The sequence below is a fragment of the Acinetobacter sp. TR3 genome, from assembly GCF_027105055.1.
In the GTDB taxonomy this organism is placed as follows: domain Bacteria; phylum Pseudomonadota; class Gammaproteobacteria; order Pseudomonadales; family Moraxellaceae; genus Acinetobacter.
Genome location: NZ_CP114264.1, coordinates 1,569,087 through 1,584,951, shown reverse-complemented (window position 1 = coordinate 1,584,951; position 15,865 = coordinate 1,569,087). Strand labels below are relative to the sequence as shown.

Annotated in this window: 16 protein-coding genes and 1 pseudogene; 3 read left to right on the top strand and 14 right to left on the bottom strand. The window is 36.6% G+C overall.

The genetic code is table 11. The features are described from left to right. Nucleotides 1–13: 13 nt before the first annotated feature. From atzF to O1449_RS07430, 3 genes are all read right to left on the bottom strand, one after another. Entirely contained in the window at nt 14–1,840 is a 1,827-nt protein-coding gene (gene atzF / locus O1449_RS07440) for an allophanate hydrolase (RefSeq protein WP_269239605.1), read from the bottom strand. A gap of 236 nt (nt 1,841–2,076) precedes the next feature. Beyond that, nucleotides 2,077–2,433 (bottom strand): winged helix-turn-helix domain-containing protein, encoded by a 357-nt coding sequence (locus O1449_RS07435; protein WP_269239604.1) that lies wholly within the window; start codon nt 2,431–2,433, stop codon nt 2,077–2,079. Nucleotides 2,434–2,492: 59 nt separating this feature from the next. After that, a complete protein-coding gene (locus tag O1449_RS07430; RefSeq protein WP_269228032.1) occupies nt 2,493–3,602 on the bottom strand; it encodes an S-(hydroxymethyl)glutathione dehydrogenase/class III alcohol dehydrogenase in 1,110 nt (369 codons plus the stop codon). A gap of 166 nt (nt 3,603–3,768) precedes the next feature. On the opposite strand from O1449_RS07430, the gene O1449_RS07425 reads away from it, so the two are divergent. Then, nucleotides 3,769–5,280 (top strand): phospholipase D family protein, encoded by a 1,512-nt coding sequence (locus tag O1449_RS07425; RefSeq protein WP_269239603.1) that lies wholly within the window; start codon nt 3,769–3,771, stop codon nt 5,278–5,280. A gap of 125 nt (nt 5,281–5,405) precedes the next feature. On the opposite strand, the gene O1449_RS07420 is transcribed toward O1449_RS07425, so the two are convergent. Both O1449_RS07420 and O1449_RS07415 read right to left on the bottom strand, forming a co-directional pair. Continuing rightward, nucleotides 5,406–6,029 (bottom strand): class I SAM-dependent methyltransferase, encoded by a 624-nt coding sequence (locus tag O1449_RS07420; protein ID WP_269239602.1) that lies wholly within the window; start codon nt 6,027–6,029, stop codon nt 5,406–5,408. 24 nt (nt 6,030–6,053) lie between these two features. Beyond that, nucleotides 6,054–6,644, bottom strand: coding sequence for a uracil-DNA glycosylase family protein (locus O1449_RS07415; RefSeq protein ID WP_269239601.1), 591 nt, complete (start codon nt 6,642–6,644; stop codon nt 6,054–6,056). A gap of 396 nt (nt 6,645–7,040) precedes the next feature. On the opposite strand from O1449_RS07415, the gene O1449_RS07410 reads away from it, so the two are divergent. Next, nucleotides 7,041–7,673 carry a glutathione S-transferase family protein gene (locus O1449_RS07410; protein WP_269239600.1) on the top strand — a complete coding sequence of 211 codons (633 nt, stop codon included), beginning with the start codon at nt 7,041–7,043 and terminating at the stop codon, nt 7,671–7,673. Nucleotides 7,674–7,739: 66 nt separating this feature from the next. Here O1449_RS07410 and O1449_RS07405 read toward each other — a convergent pair. Then, a pseudogene (locus tag O1449_RS07405) lies at nt 7,740–8,745 on the bottom strand (helix-turn-helix domain-containing protein). 479 nt (nt 8,746–9,224) lie between these two features. Here O1449_RS07405 and O1449_RS07400 point away from each other — a divergent pair. Next, nucleotides 9,225–10,384 (top strand): IS3 family transposase gene (locus tag O1449_RS07400; RefSeq protein ID WP_269239599.1). Its coding sequence is split into 2 segments (ribosomal slippage): nt 9,225–9,459 and nt 9,459–10,384, totalling 1,161 coding nucleotides; the frame shifts between segments, so codons are not numbered across the junction. A gap of 399 nt (nt 10,385–10,783) precedes the next feature. Here the strand turns inward: O1449_RS07400 and O1449_RS07395 are convergent. The 8 genes from O1449_RS07395 to eno form a co-directional block, all read right to left on the bottom strand. Further along, entirely contained in the window at nt 10,784–11,194 is a 411-nt protein-coding gene (locus tag O1449_RS07395; protein WP_269228043.1) for a DUF6691 family protein, read from the bottom strand. Further along, nucleotides 11,191–11,610 carry a YeeE/YedE family protein gene (locus O1449_RS07390; RefSeq protein ID WP_269239598.1) on the bottom strand — a complete coding sequence of 140 codons (420 nt, stop codon included), beginning with the start codon at nt 11,608–11,610 and terminating at the stop codon, nt 11,191–11,193. Before O1449_RS07390 ends, O1449_RS07395 begins: the two co-directional genes overlap by 4 nt. Nucleotides 11,611–11,691: 81 nt before the next feature. Then, nucleotides 11,692–12,444, bottom strand: a complete 753-nt coding sequence (locus tag O1449_RS07385; RefSeq protein WP_269239597.1) for a zeta toxin family protein — start codon at nt 12,442–12,444, stop codon at nt 11,692–11,694. A 4-nt stretch (nt 12,445–12,448) separates the two neighbouring features. After that, nucleotides 12,449–12,703, bottom strand: a complete 255-nt coding sequence (locus O1449_RS07380) for a hypothetical protein (protein WP_269228046.1) — start codon at nt 12,701–12,703, stop codon at nt 12,449–12,451. A gap of 78 nt (nt 12,704–12,781) precedes the next feature. Continuing rightward, nucleotides 12,782–13,258 carry a DUF6438 domain-containing protein gene (locus O1449_RS07375; protein ID WP_269239596.1) on the bottom strand — a complete coding sequence of 159 codons (477 nt, stop codon included), beginning with the start codon at nt 13,256–13,258 and terminating at the stop codon, nt 12,782–12,784. 113 nt (nt 13,259–13,371) lie between these two features. Beyond that, on the bottom strand, nt 13,372–14,076 hold the full coding sequence (gene ispD / locus O1449_RS07370; protein ID WP_269239595.1) for a 2-C-methyl-D-erythritol 4-phosphate cytidylyltransferase: 705 nt from the start codon (nt 14,074–14,076) through the stop codon (nt 13,372–13,374). Continuing rightward, nucleotides 14,060–14,431: a cell division protein FtsB gene (ftsB, locus tag O1449_RS07365; protein ID WP_004662248.1), complete on the bottom strand. Its 372-nt coding sequence runs from the start codon at nt 14,429–14,431 to the stop codon at nt 14,060–14,062. Before ftsB ends, ispD begins: the two co-directional genes overlap by 17 nt. Nucleotides 14,432–14,555: 124 nt before the next feature. Then, nucleotides 14,556–15,845 carry a phosphopyruvate hydratase gene (gene eno / locus O1449_RS07360; protein WP_269228049.1) on the bottom strand — a complete coding sequence of 430 codons (1,290 nt, stop codon included), beginning with the start codon at nt 15,843–15,845 and terminating at the stop codon, nt 14,556–14,558. Between the last annotated feature and the right edge of the window lie 20 nt (nt 15,846–15,865).

Here is a 15,865-nt window from a genome sequence, read left to right as displayed (position 1 = left end):
TGATTTCCCCTAATTAATTCGCTGTGTTTGCTGCTTGACTGTTACGATGCTGGATATAGGCTCTCCATCCACCAAAATGACTAATATTCTCTGCATCATCTATGCCATAAGGCTCACAGATAAAACCTTTCACCCAGCGCCCATCTTCTAACTCGACATTACCCATGCCTAAAGGTGTCGGAATTTCAGCCACAAATTCACCAAATCGAGCAGTTGGGACATCCCAAAGTTCAACAATAATGCTTTGTCCATCTTGCTGACGTGCTAAGCCGGGTTTCGGTGGAACAGTTCCGTTCAATGCATAAAGTGCATAATTTTTAGAGGTCGTTGTGGTTTCGATATGTACGGCATCACGTGTGGTGAGTTGGAAATTTAATGGCATACCTGTTAAATGAGCACCGACGACTGCAACGCGAATATGATGTTGCGAAATAGGTGTAGCAGAATTTAAAGGTAGCGTTTTATCCAATGCCCCTAATTTCAGTGCAAGATAGTTTTGCCAAGCCTTACCAAAATGAACTAATGCTGCATCGTGCCAAGCTGGCGCAATTAAAGTGATACCAAATGGTAAATGATCTGCTCTAAATCCTGCTGGCAATGCCAAAGCACTCAGATCGGCTAAATTAGTAAAATTGGTATATGTTCCCAAATGAGCGTTATATTCAATCGGATTTTGTTGAAGCTGTGCAATGGTATAAATTGTGGGTGAGGTTGGAACAATTAAGGCATCAAAGTCAGCCAATTTTTGTTGGATTTTTCGAGCTAAATCCTGTTTTAAATATTCTGCATTGTAAGCATCCACCGCTGAATATTTTTCGCCGTTTTTAATAATTTCTAATACCGTTGGATCAAAATCTTCAGTATTGCTGTTGAGTAAATCTTCAACGGCTGCTGTACGTTCTGCTACCCAAGACCCTTGATAAAGTTGCGCTGCCAGTTGCTCGAAATCTGCGAAATCAATTTTAGTAATTTCAGCATTTAATGATTCAAGTAGTTGGACATTTTGCTGAAAAACTTTTTCTGATTGCTCATCACCAAAGAAATTTAGTTTTTCTGGAATGGCAAATTTTAATTTGCTAGAGAAATGCGCTGGAACATTCTTTGGATGCTTACGTGAATAACTATCCAACGGATCATATGCTTCTAAAATATTTGCAACCAAGTCTGCATCTGCAACGGTTAAAGCAAAGATCGAAATACAATCTAGAGTTTTACATGCAGGCAATAAACCACGATTTGAAAACCGCCCTTTGGTTGGTTTTAGCCCCACAATATTGTTAAACGCTGCGGGCACACGTCCTGAACCTGCGGTGTCTGTACCTAATGCAAATGGGACAAATCCACGCGCAACCACACTTGCTGAACCGGAACTTGATCCACCGCTGATATATTCAGAATTAAAAGTATTTGCAACAGAACCATATGGAGAGCGAGTTCCCACTAAACCTGTTGCAAACTGATCAAGATTAGTTTTGCCAATTACGATTGCACCCGCTTGCTTCAATAAACGTACTGTTTCAGCATCTTGTACTGCAACTGTCGTTAAAGCTTTACAAGCTGCAGTAGTTACAAACCCTGCAACATCAATATTATCTTTTACAGCAAATGGAACACCGTAGAGTGGAAATTGTTTTTCTAAACTTTCAGCTTCTTTGCTTAATTCATTGATAACTTGAATTTGCTGTTCAATCTGTTCTACCGTCGCAATTGAAATCCATGCATTGTCTTGAGGATCAATTGATGCAACTAAATCTTTTAAAGTATCAAGTTGAATCTCATTTTTCGAATAAGCTGTTTGCCACTCTGAAATTGTCCAACCTAAAGTTTTTATCTCATGCATTTTATGAATCCCATCTTGTATACAAGTTTGAATTTTAAAATGCAGAATCCATGCCAATTTATTTTATATATCTAAATCAGATGCTTATATTATTTTATAGATATACTATTGTTTCTAATTTTCATCTTGGTGCTTAAAAGGCTTTGTTTTAATGCAAATGCTCCATGATTTAGCAAATAGCATTTTTGTTTATCAAAAGTTGCTCAAATCCATATTCAATCTATCATTCTTATAATTTATTGTTTTATTTTTAGATAGTTGGATAACTCCTCAAACTCTGAGGCTAAAGTTTGAGTAGCTTGTTGCTCCATTGCTCTATATTTTTTTAATACCACTTGCCCTAGCTCTGTTACTAATGCACCGCCACCGTGCGTACCACCAGTTTGTGTTTCAACAAGATGTGAATGAAAACATTGATTCATGGTATCTACAAGTTGCCAAGCTCGACGATAACTCATATTCATAGATTTTGCGGCTTGAGAAATTGAACCTGCACGTTGAATTGCCTCCAGTAATTCAGCTTTACCTGGACCAAAAGCAATTTGCTCCTCAGCTAAGATTCGGACATGTAATTTTAAACGTGGTTTTGACATCAACTTATACTCAAAGATTTGATGATGCGCTACACATCACCAAATCCAAACATTCACAATTAAAAATGAATCACTGTACGGATCGACTTACCTTCGTGCATTAGATCAAAAGCATCATTAATTTCTTCAAGCGACATGGTATGAGTCACAAATGGCGCAAGTTGAATTTCACCTTTCATTGCATCTTCAACCATTTTAGGTAATTGAGTACGCCCTTTTACCCCACCAAAAGCTGTTCCCATCCATTTACGACCTGTTACTAATTGGAATGGGCGAGTTGAAATTTCTTGCCCTGCACCAGCAACGCCAATAATCACTGATTGTCCCCAACCACGATGTGCGCATTCCAATGCTGAGCGCATGACATTGGTATTTCCAATACATTCAAAGGAATGATCAACGCCCCAACCTGTCATTTCGACAATCACTTGCTGAATCGGTTGCTCATAATCTTTTGGATTTAAAAAGTCAGTTGCACCAAATTGTTTGGCCAATTCAAATTTTTCAGGATTGGTATCAACGACAATAATACGTCCAGCTTTGGCTTGACGTGCGCCTTGTACCACAGCAAGACCAATCCCCCCCAAACCAAATACCGCAACACTATCACCCGCTTGAACTTTCGCCGTGTTATGTACTGCACCAATACCAGTCGTTACACCACAACCTAGCAAACAGACTTGTTCAGGATTTGCTTCGGGATTGATTTTTGCTAAAGATACTTCAGCAACAACGGTATATTCACTAAAAGTTGAACAGCCCATGTAGTGATAAACAGGTTGACCATTATAAGAGAAGCGCGTTGTACCATCTGGCATTACGCCTTTGCCCTGAGTTGCACGAACTGCAACACACAAATTGGTTTTACCCGATTTACAAAATAAACATTCTTTACATTCTGCGGTATATAGCGGGATCACATGATCACCCACTGCAACACTGGTAACGCCTTCACCTACTTGAACAACGATACCAGCCCCTTCATGTCCAAGAACTGCGGGGAAAACACCTTCAGGATCATCACCAGATAAAGTAAATGCATCGGTATGGCATACACCAGTATGGGTAATTTTAATCAGGACTTCACCAGCTTTTGGTGCTTCAACATCAAGCTCTACGATCTGTAATGGTTCACCTGCGGCAAAAGCAACGGCTGCACGAGATTTCATACCTTCATCCTTATAGTCATGTTTTATGTTTGTGTAACAGTTAACTGATTTTATGCTGATATTCAACATCTTCAAGTAGATGTAATGCTATCTTTACATAAGTAGACAACATTTCACGATAAAAATGATAAAGAATCTATATCACCTTAAAACTATATCGATTGTTATGGTATTGAGTTTAAGTGCCTGTGCTTTGCCGCCTAATCAAAACCATGATCGGAGTGAGCCTTTGCCAATAAAAACAAAGTGGATGAATGATCCCCAAGCTGATCTTAATATTAAACAAGGTTTGACTGCTTTTTTAGCATTAGATGATGCATTCCTCAGTATTGCATCTCGTATTCACTTGATTCGAAATGCAAAATATCAGGTTGATTTACAATATTATATTTGGAAAGACGATGCGATTGGCAATCTCATGTTGCATGAGTTGCTGAATGCTGCCGACAGAGGCGTAAAAATTCGATTATTAATTGATGATCAGAATGGCATAAAACTAGATAAAACGTTGAGAGCACTCTCACAGCATCCAAACTTTGAAATTAGGATTTTTAATCCCTATAAATTTAGACATCTTAGAGTCATAGATTATTTATTCAGACTAAACAAAATTAATCATCGTATGCACAATAAACTCATGATTGCAGATGATGCGATTGCCGTTACAGGTGGACGCAATATTAGTAGTGAGTATTTTGAAGCCAGTAATTATTTTCAATTTAGTGATATGGATATTTTATTCTATGGCAGCGCGGTTGATCATGCAGGACAAAGCTTTAAAGCGTTTTGGAATAATCAACTTAGTTATTCAACTAAACAATTACTTGGTCATACTACAACTCAATCACTTGAACAATTAAGAATAACCTATAGAAATTTAGATAAAATTAACACGCCTACGGAAGACAAATTAGAAGAAGCGCAAGATTATTTAAAATTGCGCCTACAAAATTACCCAGTCCAATGGGCTAAAGCATATTTTGTCGCAGACCATCCTGACAAAGCATTGGGACAAGCTAAAGATCAACAACTTTTATTTTCCCAAGTGTTAAAAATTATGGGAGAACCTAAACAACATATGGAACTAGTTTCTGCTTATTTTGTTCCAACACAACGTGGAACAGAATATTTAAGCAAACTTTCGAACAATGGGATTAAAGTTCGTGTACTAACCAATAGTTTAGTTGCAAATGATGTTGCTGTCGTTCATTCGTTTTATAGTAAATATCGTAAGCCACTCTTGCAAAATGGAGTTCAACTTTACGAATTTAAACCCAATATTGAACGAACAAAGCGAACATGGTACGAAATTGCAACTGGTAGTGTGATTTCTGTAAAAGGTAAAAATCGTTCAAGTTTACATGCCAAGTTTTTTGATGTAGATGGTAAGGTTTTTATTGGTTCATTTAATTTTGACCCAAGATCAGCTTATTTAAACACCGAAGTCGGTTTAGTGGTTGAATCCGATCAGCTACAAAATCAAATTACGACATTACTTGATCAACACTTACTTCAAGTTGCTTATCAACTTAAACTTGACTCAAATGGCAATATCGTTTGGTATGAACATAAACAAAATGGCGAAATAGTAAAACATTACCATGATCCTGAAAGTACAAATTTTCAAAGATTCACCATGAATTTCTTATCTTATTTCCCAGTAGAATGGATGATGTAACATTTAATCAAAACAAAAGAATAAAAACTAAAGGTCAATTTTCACAATGAGTAAATCTATTTGATCAGTTAACTGTTATACACATCGACCTCATTAAAACTGATCTAAACACGAAGATTTCTAAATTAATCTAAAGACATTTCAAACAGACATATTCCCTCTATTTCCAATGGCATCTTGATCTCTTGAAAAGATGCTTGGCTAAGCGCATCCAAGTGCTCTTGTTTATTCATATAGAGTTGATCATTTTGCATTACATGGGGCGCGCACAAATGATCACAAACTAAATAGATGCCATCAGGATTCAACAAAGTTCTGACGATCTTATGAAAATTAGCTGCATATTGTTTATGTCGAAGTTCATGCAGTGCTTGATGGATGATAATAAAATCATATTTTCGATCTAAAGCATTTTGCCAATTAGATTCTTTAAAATTTCCAACAAAGTATTTTGTTCGAGATAGTTCTGATACATTCAACTTGTTTTGTGCAAGCTGATGCATGACTTCAGAAAAATCAAACGCCGTATATTCGATATGATCTAACTGCGACAACAAATGTTGAGCTAGAAAACCTGGACCAGAACCTAATTCCAATATGTGACATGGATCAGAATGATAAGTTCTTATTAACTCTACATAATAATCAAAAAAATCTTTTCGCCATGGGCGTTTTACATTTGCCGTCTCTTGCCATTCCAAAGCATCTTCGTAGTTTCTTAAATCAATTGAACTAGATACATCATTCATATAATTCCCCTATTTTTTATATATTTAAACCAACCCAATCGCTTGAAAAAATTGTTGATAAGCATCCGCTTTTTTGTCTAATGCCAACGGATAGGCCCGTGAAGATGACGGCAAGCGATACAAATTCAGTTCACGATTGGCATAATTCACTTGTACTGATTGCCCAATCATGGGTTTGTTTATTTGTTCAGGAAAATGCTGCATCAAAGTATCAGTTGCTTTATCTCCTGTGGTCATAATCGTATGACACATTGGAATTTGCCCAAGCAATTGTGATAAATCAGTTGCCGTAACAATTTCTAAAAATTTATCAGAAGCATTGCCTTGCAGTCGTTTCACTTGATAAGCCGTATCAAATATTGCTATTCCAATCTTTGTGAGAAAATCACGAATTTGTTGTTCTTTAAAACGCTTATTTGGTAAATCTAAGAAGTGATCTTTATCTTCGAAAAAAATGAGCCCAAATATACGCCACATATCATTTTGGTAGTTTGGATAGTAAAAATCCATTTTCCATCGGCTCTGAGGTGGTGGAAAACTCCCTAACATCAGTAGTTTGGCATTATGTGGTAAAAATGGTTGTAATGGGTGAGTTTCTATTTCTATATCAGTCATTTATATACAGAACCAATTTTAAAATTGAGTACAAATTTTTCATTATTTTATAGAATTTTCAAGTTTGTTGCTTAGCTCTTTTTATGCTCAAAAAAATAATCTTCACAAAATTTCCGCAAAATATTCTCAATATTTTTTTCTTTGATTTCGTTCTGATTTTACTGAATTAACATTAACAGATTGAGCAATGCAGCAATAAAAAACCACTCTTTAAAGCGGTTTTCTACATTGATGTATCACTCTAAATATTGAAAACATCTGATTTTTCACATTTGCTATACCATTTGGATTGTTATTCATAAGTAGATAAACAGCAATATGATTTGACTTAAGTGTATATTGTAAACCGTAAAATTTAGGGAAATTTCCCATAAAGTTTTTAAGACAGGAATCATCATGATCACATTACATCACTTAGACCAATCACGTTCTTTCCGCATTTTGTGGTTACTAGAAGAAATCAAACAACCGTATCAATTGCAACGCTATTACCGTGACAAAAAAACGCATTTGGCACCTGAGTCATTAAAAAATATTCACCCTCTAGGGAAATCTCCCGTGATTGAATGGCAAGGTAAAGTCATTGCAGAATCAGGGGCTATCGTAGAGTTACTAATTCAAAGACTTGCACCACATCTAGCACCAGATACAGATGCAGCTAGTTATGCAGATTACCTACAATGGATTCACTTCGCAGAAAGCTCAGCAATGGTGCCATTTTTATTAAAAACGTTTAATCAAATAGAAACTAAATACGGCACAAAATTAGCATTTCTAGAAAACTATACTCAAATCGAGTTTGATAAAGTTTTTGGTTATTTAAATGATTATTTAAAAGATAAATTATTTTTAGTAGACGATCGTTTAACTGGCGCAGACTTTATGATGGGGTTTGCACTTCACGGGTTAATTCATCATATGAGACAAGGTGAAAGATATCCCCATATCAAAAGCTATGTCGAACATTTGAGTTCTCTACCAAGTTGGAAAGCTGCCGTAAAAATTGAACAAAATGGTGTAGTTATCTAAAAAGATAAAAATGTATTAGCTCAAACCTGATCTGACAGTTATCGATATTTGCTTAAAACTGTCAGGTTAAATTTGAGCTAAATTCTTTCAGCCCAACTACGTTTTCCATCAAGTAATGTTGCAAATGGTGTTCTGCCATTGCACACCTTGCCCTGATGGATTAGTTCAGTATTATAGAATTTCAGCCAACCGCCTAGATCAAGCTGTAACTCTTCTAATGAACTATAAAGTTTCTTTCGAAAAGTAATCTGATAAAACTCCTGAAAGATCGTCTTATGGAAGCACTCGCATATTCCATTTGTTTGTGGTGAGGCTGCTTTCGTTTTAGTGTGATCAATATCATTCAGCGCTAAATAAAGCTCATAATCATGATGTTCAACTTTACCGCAATATTCTGTACCTCTGTCAGTCAGAATACGAAGCACTGGCAATTCTTGGGACTCATAGAATGGCAACACTCGGTCATTCAATAAATCTGCGGCTGTAATAGGCGTATTGGTTGTGTGCAGCTTACAATGACCACTTTGCTATAGGTATATAAAAGTTTGCTGATAAATACGACCAACGCCTTTTAGATTTCCGACATACAAAGTATCTTGCGCTCCAAGGTATCCTAGATGATGCGTTACAATTTCACCACAAGCAAAATCATCTTCATGTTTACGTTATAATGCAGAAATCTGCTGATCATTCAACTGAATACCTTCTTGAGCAACTTTTATTTCAAGTGCCTTTAATCGCCTTTTGAAATTCTCAAGATTGTGTCTAAGCCAGATAGAGCGTACACCGCTGCCAGATACAAAGATGCCAATCTGACGTAGCTCATTACTGGTCCTATGCTGACCATAAGCTGGATATTAGATTGCAAAATCAACAACAGTTTGTTCAGTTTGCTCATCCACTCGGTTTTTTAAATTTGGAGTTCTGCGACTTTGATTGATGAGTGCATCCATATTGCCAGTACTGGCTAGTTCTTGATAGCGATAGAAGGTATCCCCATGACTTTACAAGCTTTGGATACGTTCTGGAGTTCTTATGCTAAATTCAGCAGACCGACTTTGTGTTTAATAATTTGATTGTTTCAATAGTCACCAAAATTCTAGACACACATTACATTTTTGAAGGCATTAAAAACGCTCACATTGCTGTGAGCGTTATGCTTCATCTCGTCTTTCCGAGTGTCAGTCGTTAGCCTCGTTAGGTGATGGAAAAACCTACCTAACTTCATAAAAAAACTACTTAACTTGTACTCAAAAATCAATATTTTTATTTCGTATTTTTTGATAAATATCACTTTTATTTCACAAGATATCTGTATTGAGTAGTAAATACTAATATTCTATATTTACTATAGTATTATCAGGTTTTTCCTAAAAACCTCAGTATCTTCATAACCTTTGGTTGTTTCTAAAGATTCACTTTCATCAATTGCTGGAACTGCCTCAGACATCAACAAACCTCTTGATCTGTTTGGAGAATTTGATCCTAGCCAAAATAATGGACAATGCATCCCTCTAAAGCTAACGTAAAGTTAACTTTGGAGATGTAAAAATGGCTAAACGCTTTAGTCCAGAATTTAAACAGCAAGCAATTGATTATGCACTTTCAAACTCCCACGAGCCTATAGCTGCAATCGCCCATAAATTAGGTGTGGGTTATTCAACCTTAGATAAATGGATTCGTGAAGCCAATCCAGTAGGTTCAAGCAAACGTCAACTTTCTCCTGAACAACAGCGGATCTTGGAATTAGAAAAAGAAGTCAAACAGCTCAAGGAAGCCAATGACATCTTAAAAAAAGCGCATGTGTACTTTCTGACAGATCATGCCAAGAAAAGTACACGGTAATTCAAGATATGGATATAAATGAAGTCACTGTGTCTTCTGTCTGTAAATGCCTAGATGTCAGCACTTCAGGCTATTATGCCTGGCGAAAACGCCAGACCAATACAGCGCAGAAATACAATGATTTAAAAGTTGTATATTGGCAGCATCATGCGCGCTTGGGTGCACCGTCATTGGTACATGACATGCGTGATTTAGGTTATCGCATGAGCGAACGTACCGTTGGAAGGATGCTAAAAAAGCTTGGTTTACGTAGTAGGATTGCACGTAAATACAAGCATACGACTGATTCAAACCATCGTTTGTCTACAGCATCAAATTTGTTGGATCGCCAATTTACAGTTACTCAGCCTAATAAAGTTTGGACAACGGATATTACCTATATCCGAACTAAAGAAGGCTGGCTGTATTTATGTGTGATGCTAGATCTATTCAGCCGTCGTATTGTGGGATGGCAAACCAGCCATCTGATAGATCGTCAATTGGTATGTGATGCATTTAATTATGCAATGGCGCGTCAGGGTTATCCAACAGGTGTCATGGTGCATTCTGACCAAGGCTCACAGTACTGTAGTCGTGATTTTAGGGCGCTATTATTGACGAATAACTGTATTCAAAGCATGTCTAGACGAGGAAACTGTTGGGACAATGCAGTGACCGAAAGCTTCTTTCATACATTGAAAGGTCATGTGGTCCATGGCAGTGTGTTTGCCACTCGAAAAGAAGCTAATACTGTCTTGTTTGACTATATTGAGATTTATTACAATCGGGTCAGAAGGCATTCCGCAAACGGCTGGTTAAGTCCAGAAGCCTTTGAACAGAAATATTTCAAGAATTTAGAGGGATCGGTTGTCCACGATACTGTCTAGGATCAGAAAAACTATTTATTGTTGTTGTTCTTAGTATTAATGGATGGTGGATACACCACCGCATTCTCCCTCTAATAAAAAATAATATCAATCAATACTTATTCAAATCCCTGAGCTTAAATCAACTTAGACTTCTATTGTCTAGTTCAGTTATTTCGATTTTATCATGGAGAATTCCATTATTATAAGGGGCATGCAAAGAACTCAATTTCTGTATAAGCGCTCTTACGATTCTATTCATATATTTTAGCTTACTCATTTTTGGACTTGTTATTGCTTGCTCTATACCACGATATCTTCATAGTTTCAAATAATATCCTATTATATAAAAACAAGGCACATCATAACCTTATGTGCCTTATATTATTTACACAAATACAATAACAATCAAAAAAACGATTAGTTTTTAGCCCACAAACGATGTACAAACATACCTAATAGCATCGCACCAATAAAATACCAAGCTTGTGAATAACCCAATCCAATCAATGTAATTGCTGGTGCTGGACAGATTCCTGCAATCCCCCAACCGACTCCAAAAAGGCTCGAACCAACAATTAACTTTTTATCAATGTGGGTATTCATGGGTAATGATATTTCTTCTCCAAAGATCGTTTTCGGATTTCGAATCGCTTTTTGGAATGGAATAATTGCCACAATGATTGCACCCATCATCACGAACATTAAACTTATATCCCATTGTCCAAAAATGTCTAAGAAACCCAAAACTTTCTCAGGATTAGACATCCCTGAAACCAGCAAGCCTAATGCAAATAAGCTACCAAAAATGAAAGCAAGTATATTTTTCATGGCGTAACTCCAATGATATGGCGAATAACATATACAGTTACTATTCCTGCTAACATAAATGTAACTGTTGCAATCATAGAACGTATGGATAAACGACTAATTCCACAGATTCCATGCCCACTGGTACAGCCAGAACCTAAACGAGTACCAAAGCCAACCAAAAGACCTGCGATGACCAACCCAATCGGAGAGGATTCAATAACAATTTCTGGTTTTACAAAGATCTGATAAATGAACGGTGTCACGAATAGTCCAAATAAGAACCACAAAGCCGAACTACGAACCAAAAGCTTTGGTTGTAACACTTGTGCAAGCAGACCACTGATGCCTGTAATACGACCATTGACATATAAATAGCCAACAACGGCAAGTCCTAAAATTCCACCACCGATCAAAGCTGAGATGATGCTCGACATGATTCATCCAAAGGATATATTATATATTTTTATATTATATTATTTTATATAATAATTAAAACCTTTTTTGTCTCCTATTTTTCACTCAAATTCGGTTAATACTTTTTCTACAAACCAAATTGGAAAATCTGTGACGACAGGATTCAGTTTTAGCAATTCTGCTTGCTCAATCTCAGCGAGAAAAGCCGCTTTTTCGCCATTAGAAGAATTATCAAAGATAAAAGTGCGATCCGTCATTTCTACAGCCTGCATGAGTAAATCCATACTGCGATAGTAACGATCACGAATTTTTTGCTCAGGTACAGGATGCCCTCCCGTAGTCACTCGATATTGAACTCTTGCAATATTAATTTCAGGGTCAACGGTAGAAACATAATACAAGTAGGTTTTAAAACCTTGTTTCCGAGCAGCTTTTAAAAACTCAACTTTACTTATATGTGACATAACAGTCTCAAAAGTAAAACTTATTTTTAATTTTAAAAATTCTAGTCGAAGAAAATCAATAATGCGTGCTGCAAGGTACGAATCCACATCTGCTTTTACAAAAAGAATTTTATTTTCTGCTAGCAACTCAGGTTCTTGGCTTAATAAAGGGTGAATCTGTTGATCTATTTGCTTATTTTTAGTTTTTAAAAATTCAACCAGTTTTATACGATCCAAGGACTCATGATAAGTATTTAAATCCAAAATTTGGGTTTGATTTAGAATTTTTTCGAGTTCATCTGCATTTAAATATGCCCCAATATGTCGGGGCAATAAATAATCTTTAATCGTACTTTTCCCAGAACCATTTGGGCCCGCAAACATACGAATTCTAGGCTTAAGTTGTCGCATTAACTTATACAATAGCCTGCTTTTTTTTACGTTTTAGTACATGATGTTGCGCTGAAATAGACGTATAAGCTGTTGATATATCTTTAATCACACTAATCTCACCTGTTGGTAATTGCTTTAATAGCTGATGATTTTTGGCATATACCACAGTTGAAGACTGGCTCGCATGTTTGAAAGCATTGCGGAATGCTTGTACAGCAAGATCAGGAAGATGATCCTCTTCTTGGATACTCATATTCATGATTGTAAAAGCTGTCATTGATGACTCCTCCGCATGATTGCGCTTGTACTTATACTAACATAAATGCCAAATTTGTCTATTTTAGCAACAGCAAGTTTAATGTACTAAATCATCAATACCGATCAATTTCGGTAGTTTATCAATCAGTTTATTTAATTCTATATTTGCTGGTGAAATACAACCAGTATAGTGACTTAATTTCGTTGTTGTTCCATCTGGTCGAATCCAAACAAAATATGCACTCGGTTGATCAGTTGCCGTTTGCTGACAGCCAGTTGTTTTAACGTTTGCACCTGTTTCTGGACGATAAGTTTTCAACTCCTGTTGTAATTTTTTATATACCGAAGGATCTGTTATTAAACTCTGAGTACCCGTCACTTTAGTATATTGCTTACCATTGAAATTCACTGTTCCAGAAGGTGAGATTTCTACCGAATAAATTGGACAAGCACCAAAACAAGGACTTGATGAATAACGTATCGTTTCCTGTACAGTGTTTGAAGTTTCTGATGGTGTAGATGTACATCCAAGAAAAGAAAAAGTAAAAAAGCTTAAAAGTAATAATTTTTTCATTTGTTTATCCGTTATAAATTATGTTCTTTTAATTTAACAAATCACATTTTTTTTGTCATTTATATTGGTGTAAAAGTATATAATTAATTTACTTAGGCTATTTCTATTAAAAATTAAGTATGTTGCTGTGATTGAAGAATTAATCGAGCCAATTCTAAATCATCGGTATAGGTAATTTTAATATTGTCTGAACGTCCTTGTACGACGTGTACAGGTTCATTTATATATTCCAAAGCGCTTGCTTCATCTGTAATTAGAATATTATCCAATAATGATTTTTCAATAGCTTTTCGTAAAATACCTAATTTAGCCATTTGCGGTGTTTGTGCTTGCCATAACAACGCACGACTTACTGTTTTTTCAATTTGATTTTGATTGAGTACTTGTTTAAGCGTATCACGGACTGGTATCGCTAAAATGTTACTTTGATCTGAGTCGATTGCCGATTTTACTAATTTTTCTAAGCATGCTGTTGTCACACATGGACGTGCAGCATCATGCACCAATACCCAATCATTTTCATCCGCAATATCAGATAAGTAAATTAATGCATTGAGCACAGAATTTACTCGTTCGACTCCACCTAAACAAAAATGTAATTTCTGTTTATGATCAAAAGAAAGTGTTCGAGCAAAATTATCATTCTCACCGATTGCAAGTACACAACCAGCTAAATCCAGTGTATTTAATCGATTAACGGTATGCTCAAGCACAGTACGATTTTGAATATATTGATATTGTTTTAATTCAGTTTTCGAAAAACGACTGCCAGAACCTGCGGCTGGAACAACAGCCCACAGCTTAGTCTGGGTTTTCATTTGTTGCTGCATCTATTTTTGCATTTGGATCAATATAAATCGGTTTATAATGGGTACTGATTGTGCTCATCTGCACAAAAGTTTCATTAGGTTTAACCAAACCTAAATCCAAACGTGCATGTTCTTCAATCGCTTCCGTTCCATTTTTCAAGTCGAAAACTTCGGCTGCTAAAATACGATTGCGCTCTTTAAGCTCCGTATTTACTTCTGCTTGTTGTTTAATCTGTTGAGTCAAGGCTTGATGAGGAAAATACCCTCCCTCACCTAGCCAAAATTGATACTGTAAACTTGTCACCAAAGCGATGACAAGCACTAGAATCAATTTACTCGAGGTCGATCGAAACATTTCTATCATGAAGAACTCCTACATCCTTCTTAAAGGAAGATTATCTGTAAATTCTATAGGATTATGAATTTGCAGAGTTTCTCTCTTTTGTAAAGAACGATGATCAGAAGTATTCAACATAGATTATTTGACCTTATTTTAGACCTTTGAATTCAGCTTTACCGCGGTAAGCTGCGTTCGTTAATTCTTCAATACGAAGTAATTGGTTATATTTCGCTACACGGTCAGAACGGCATAGTGAACCCGTCTTGATTTGACCTGCCGCTGTACCTACTGCCAAGTCAGCAATTGTAGAATCTTCAGTTTCACCAGAACGGTGTGAAATTACAGTGCTATAGCCATTCGCTTTAGCAAGGTAAATTGCATCTAAAGTTTCAGTCAATGTACCAATCTGGTTATATTTGATGAGAATAGAGTTACCTACTTTCTCATTGATACCACGTTGTAAAATCTTAGGATTGGTTACGAACAAATCATCGCCAACCAACTGGATTTTGTCACCAAGGATTGAGGTTAAGTAGCTCCAACCTTCCCAATCAGATTCATCTAGACCATCTTCAATCGAGATGATTGGGTATTGATTTACAAGACCAGCTAAATAATCAGAGAATTGATTGCTTGTGAATGCTTTATTGCCTTCACCTGCAAGGATGTACTGACCATTTTTGTAAAATTCTGAAGATGCACAGTCAAGTGCTAACATAATGTCAGAACCCGCTTTGTAACCCGTTTGACCAATCGCTTCAAGAATAACAGTGATTGCTTCTTCGTTTGAACGTAAGTTCGGTGCAAAACCACCTTCATCACCTACAGCAGTATTTAAACCCTTTTTGTTTAAAACTGATTTTAGAGAATGGAAGATTTCAGCACCCGCACGTAATGCTTCAGCGAATGAACCAAAGCCTACAGGCTCAATCATAAACTCTTGAATATCAACATTGTTATCTGCATGCGAACCACCATTGATGATGTTCATCATTGGTACAGGCATAGTCAAAATCGTTTGACCACGTAGGTCTGCGATGTATTGGAAAAGAGGAATTTTCTTTTCATCAGCAGCAGCACGTGCAGCAGCTAACGATACTGCTAAAGTTGCATTTGCACCCAATTTTTCTTTGTTTTCAGTACCATCAAGTTCGATCATCGTGTTATCGATGTCTTTTTGTTCAAATACTGATTTGCCGACTAAAGCATCACGGATAATCGTATTTACGTTATTAACTGCTGTACGAACACCTTTACCTAAGTAACGTGCTTTATCACCATCACGAAGTTCTAAGGCTTCACGAGAACCAGTCGAAGCACCAGATGGCGCACATGCACGACCAACAACGCCAGATTCTAAAATTACATCTGCTTCGATGGTTGGGTTACCACGAGAGTCCAAAATTTCACGTGCACGGATGTCAACGATTTGGCTCATGAACAATTCCTCTGTTGAAT

Bases quoted from the DNA above. Each gene is read 5' to 3' on its own strand.
- O1449_RS07435 (WP_269239604.1), bottom strand. From the start codon at position 2,433: ATGTCAAAACCACGTTTAAAATTACATGTCCGAATCTTAGCTGAGGAG.
- O1449_RS07380 (WP_269228046.1), bottom strand. From the start codon at position 12,703: ATGACAGCTTTTACAATCATGAATATGAGTATCCAAGAAGAGGATCAT.
- O1449_RS07415 (WP_269239601.1), bottom strand. From the start codon at position 6,644: ATGACTGATATAGAAATAGAAACTCACCCATTACAACCATTTTTACCA.
- O1449_RS07410 (WP_269239600.1), top strand. From the start codon at position 7,041: ATGATCACATTACATCACTTAGACCAATCACGTTCTTTCCGCATTTTG.
- O1449_RS07420 (WP_269239602.1), bottom strand. From the start codon at position 6,029: ATGAATGATGTATCTAGTTCAATTGATTTAAGAAACTACGAAGATGCT.
- O1449_RS07395 (WP_269228043.1), bottom strand. From the start codon at position 11,194: ATGAAAAATATACTTGCTTTCATTTTTGGTAGCTTATTTGCATTAGGC.
- O1449_RS07390 (WP_269239598.1), bottom strand. From the start codon at position 11,610: ATGTCGAGCATCATCTCAGCTTTGATCGGTGGTGGAATTTTAGGACTT.
- atzF (WP_269239605.1), bottom strand. From the start codon at position 1,840: ATGCATGAGATAAAAACTTTAGGTTGGACAATTTCAGAGTGGCAAACA.
- O1449_RS07430 (WP_269228032.1), bottom strand. From the start codon at position 3,602: ATGAAATCTCGTGCAGCCGTTGCTTTTGCCGCAGGTGAACCATTACAG.
- O1449_RS07425 (WP_269239603.1), top strand. From the start codon at position 3,769: ATGGTATTGAGTTTAAGTGCCTGTGCTTTGCCGCCTAATCAAAACCAT.
- ispD (WP_269239595.1), bottom strand. From the start codon at position 14,076: ATGAAAACCCAGACTAAGCTGTGGGCTGTTGTTCCAGCCGCAGGTTCT.
- O1449_RS07375 (WP_269239596.1), bottom strand. From the start codon at position 13,258: ATGAAAAAATTATTACTTTTAAGCTTTTTTACTTTTTCTTTTCTTGGA.
- O1449_RS07385 (WP_269239597.1), bottom strand. From the start codon at position 12,444: ATGCGACAACTTAAGCCTAGAATTCGTATGTTTGCGGGCCCAAATGGT.
- eno (WP_269228049.1), bottom strand. From the start codon at position 15,845: ATGAGCCAAATCGTTGACATCCGTGCACGTGAAATTTTGGACTCTCGT.
- ftsB (WP_004662248.1), bottom strand. From the start codon at position 14,431: ATGATAGAAATGTTTCGATCGACCTCGAGTAAATTGATTCTAGTGCTT.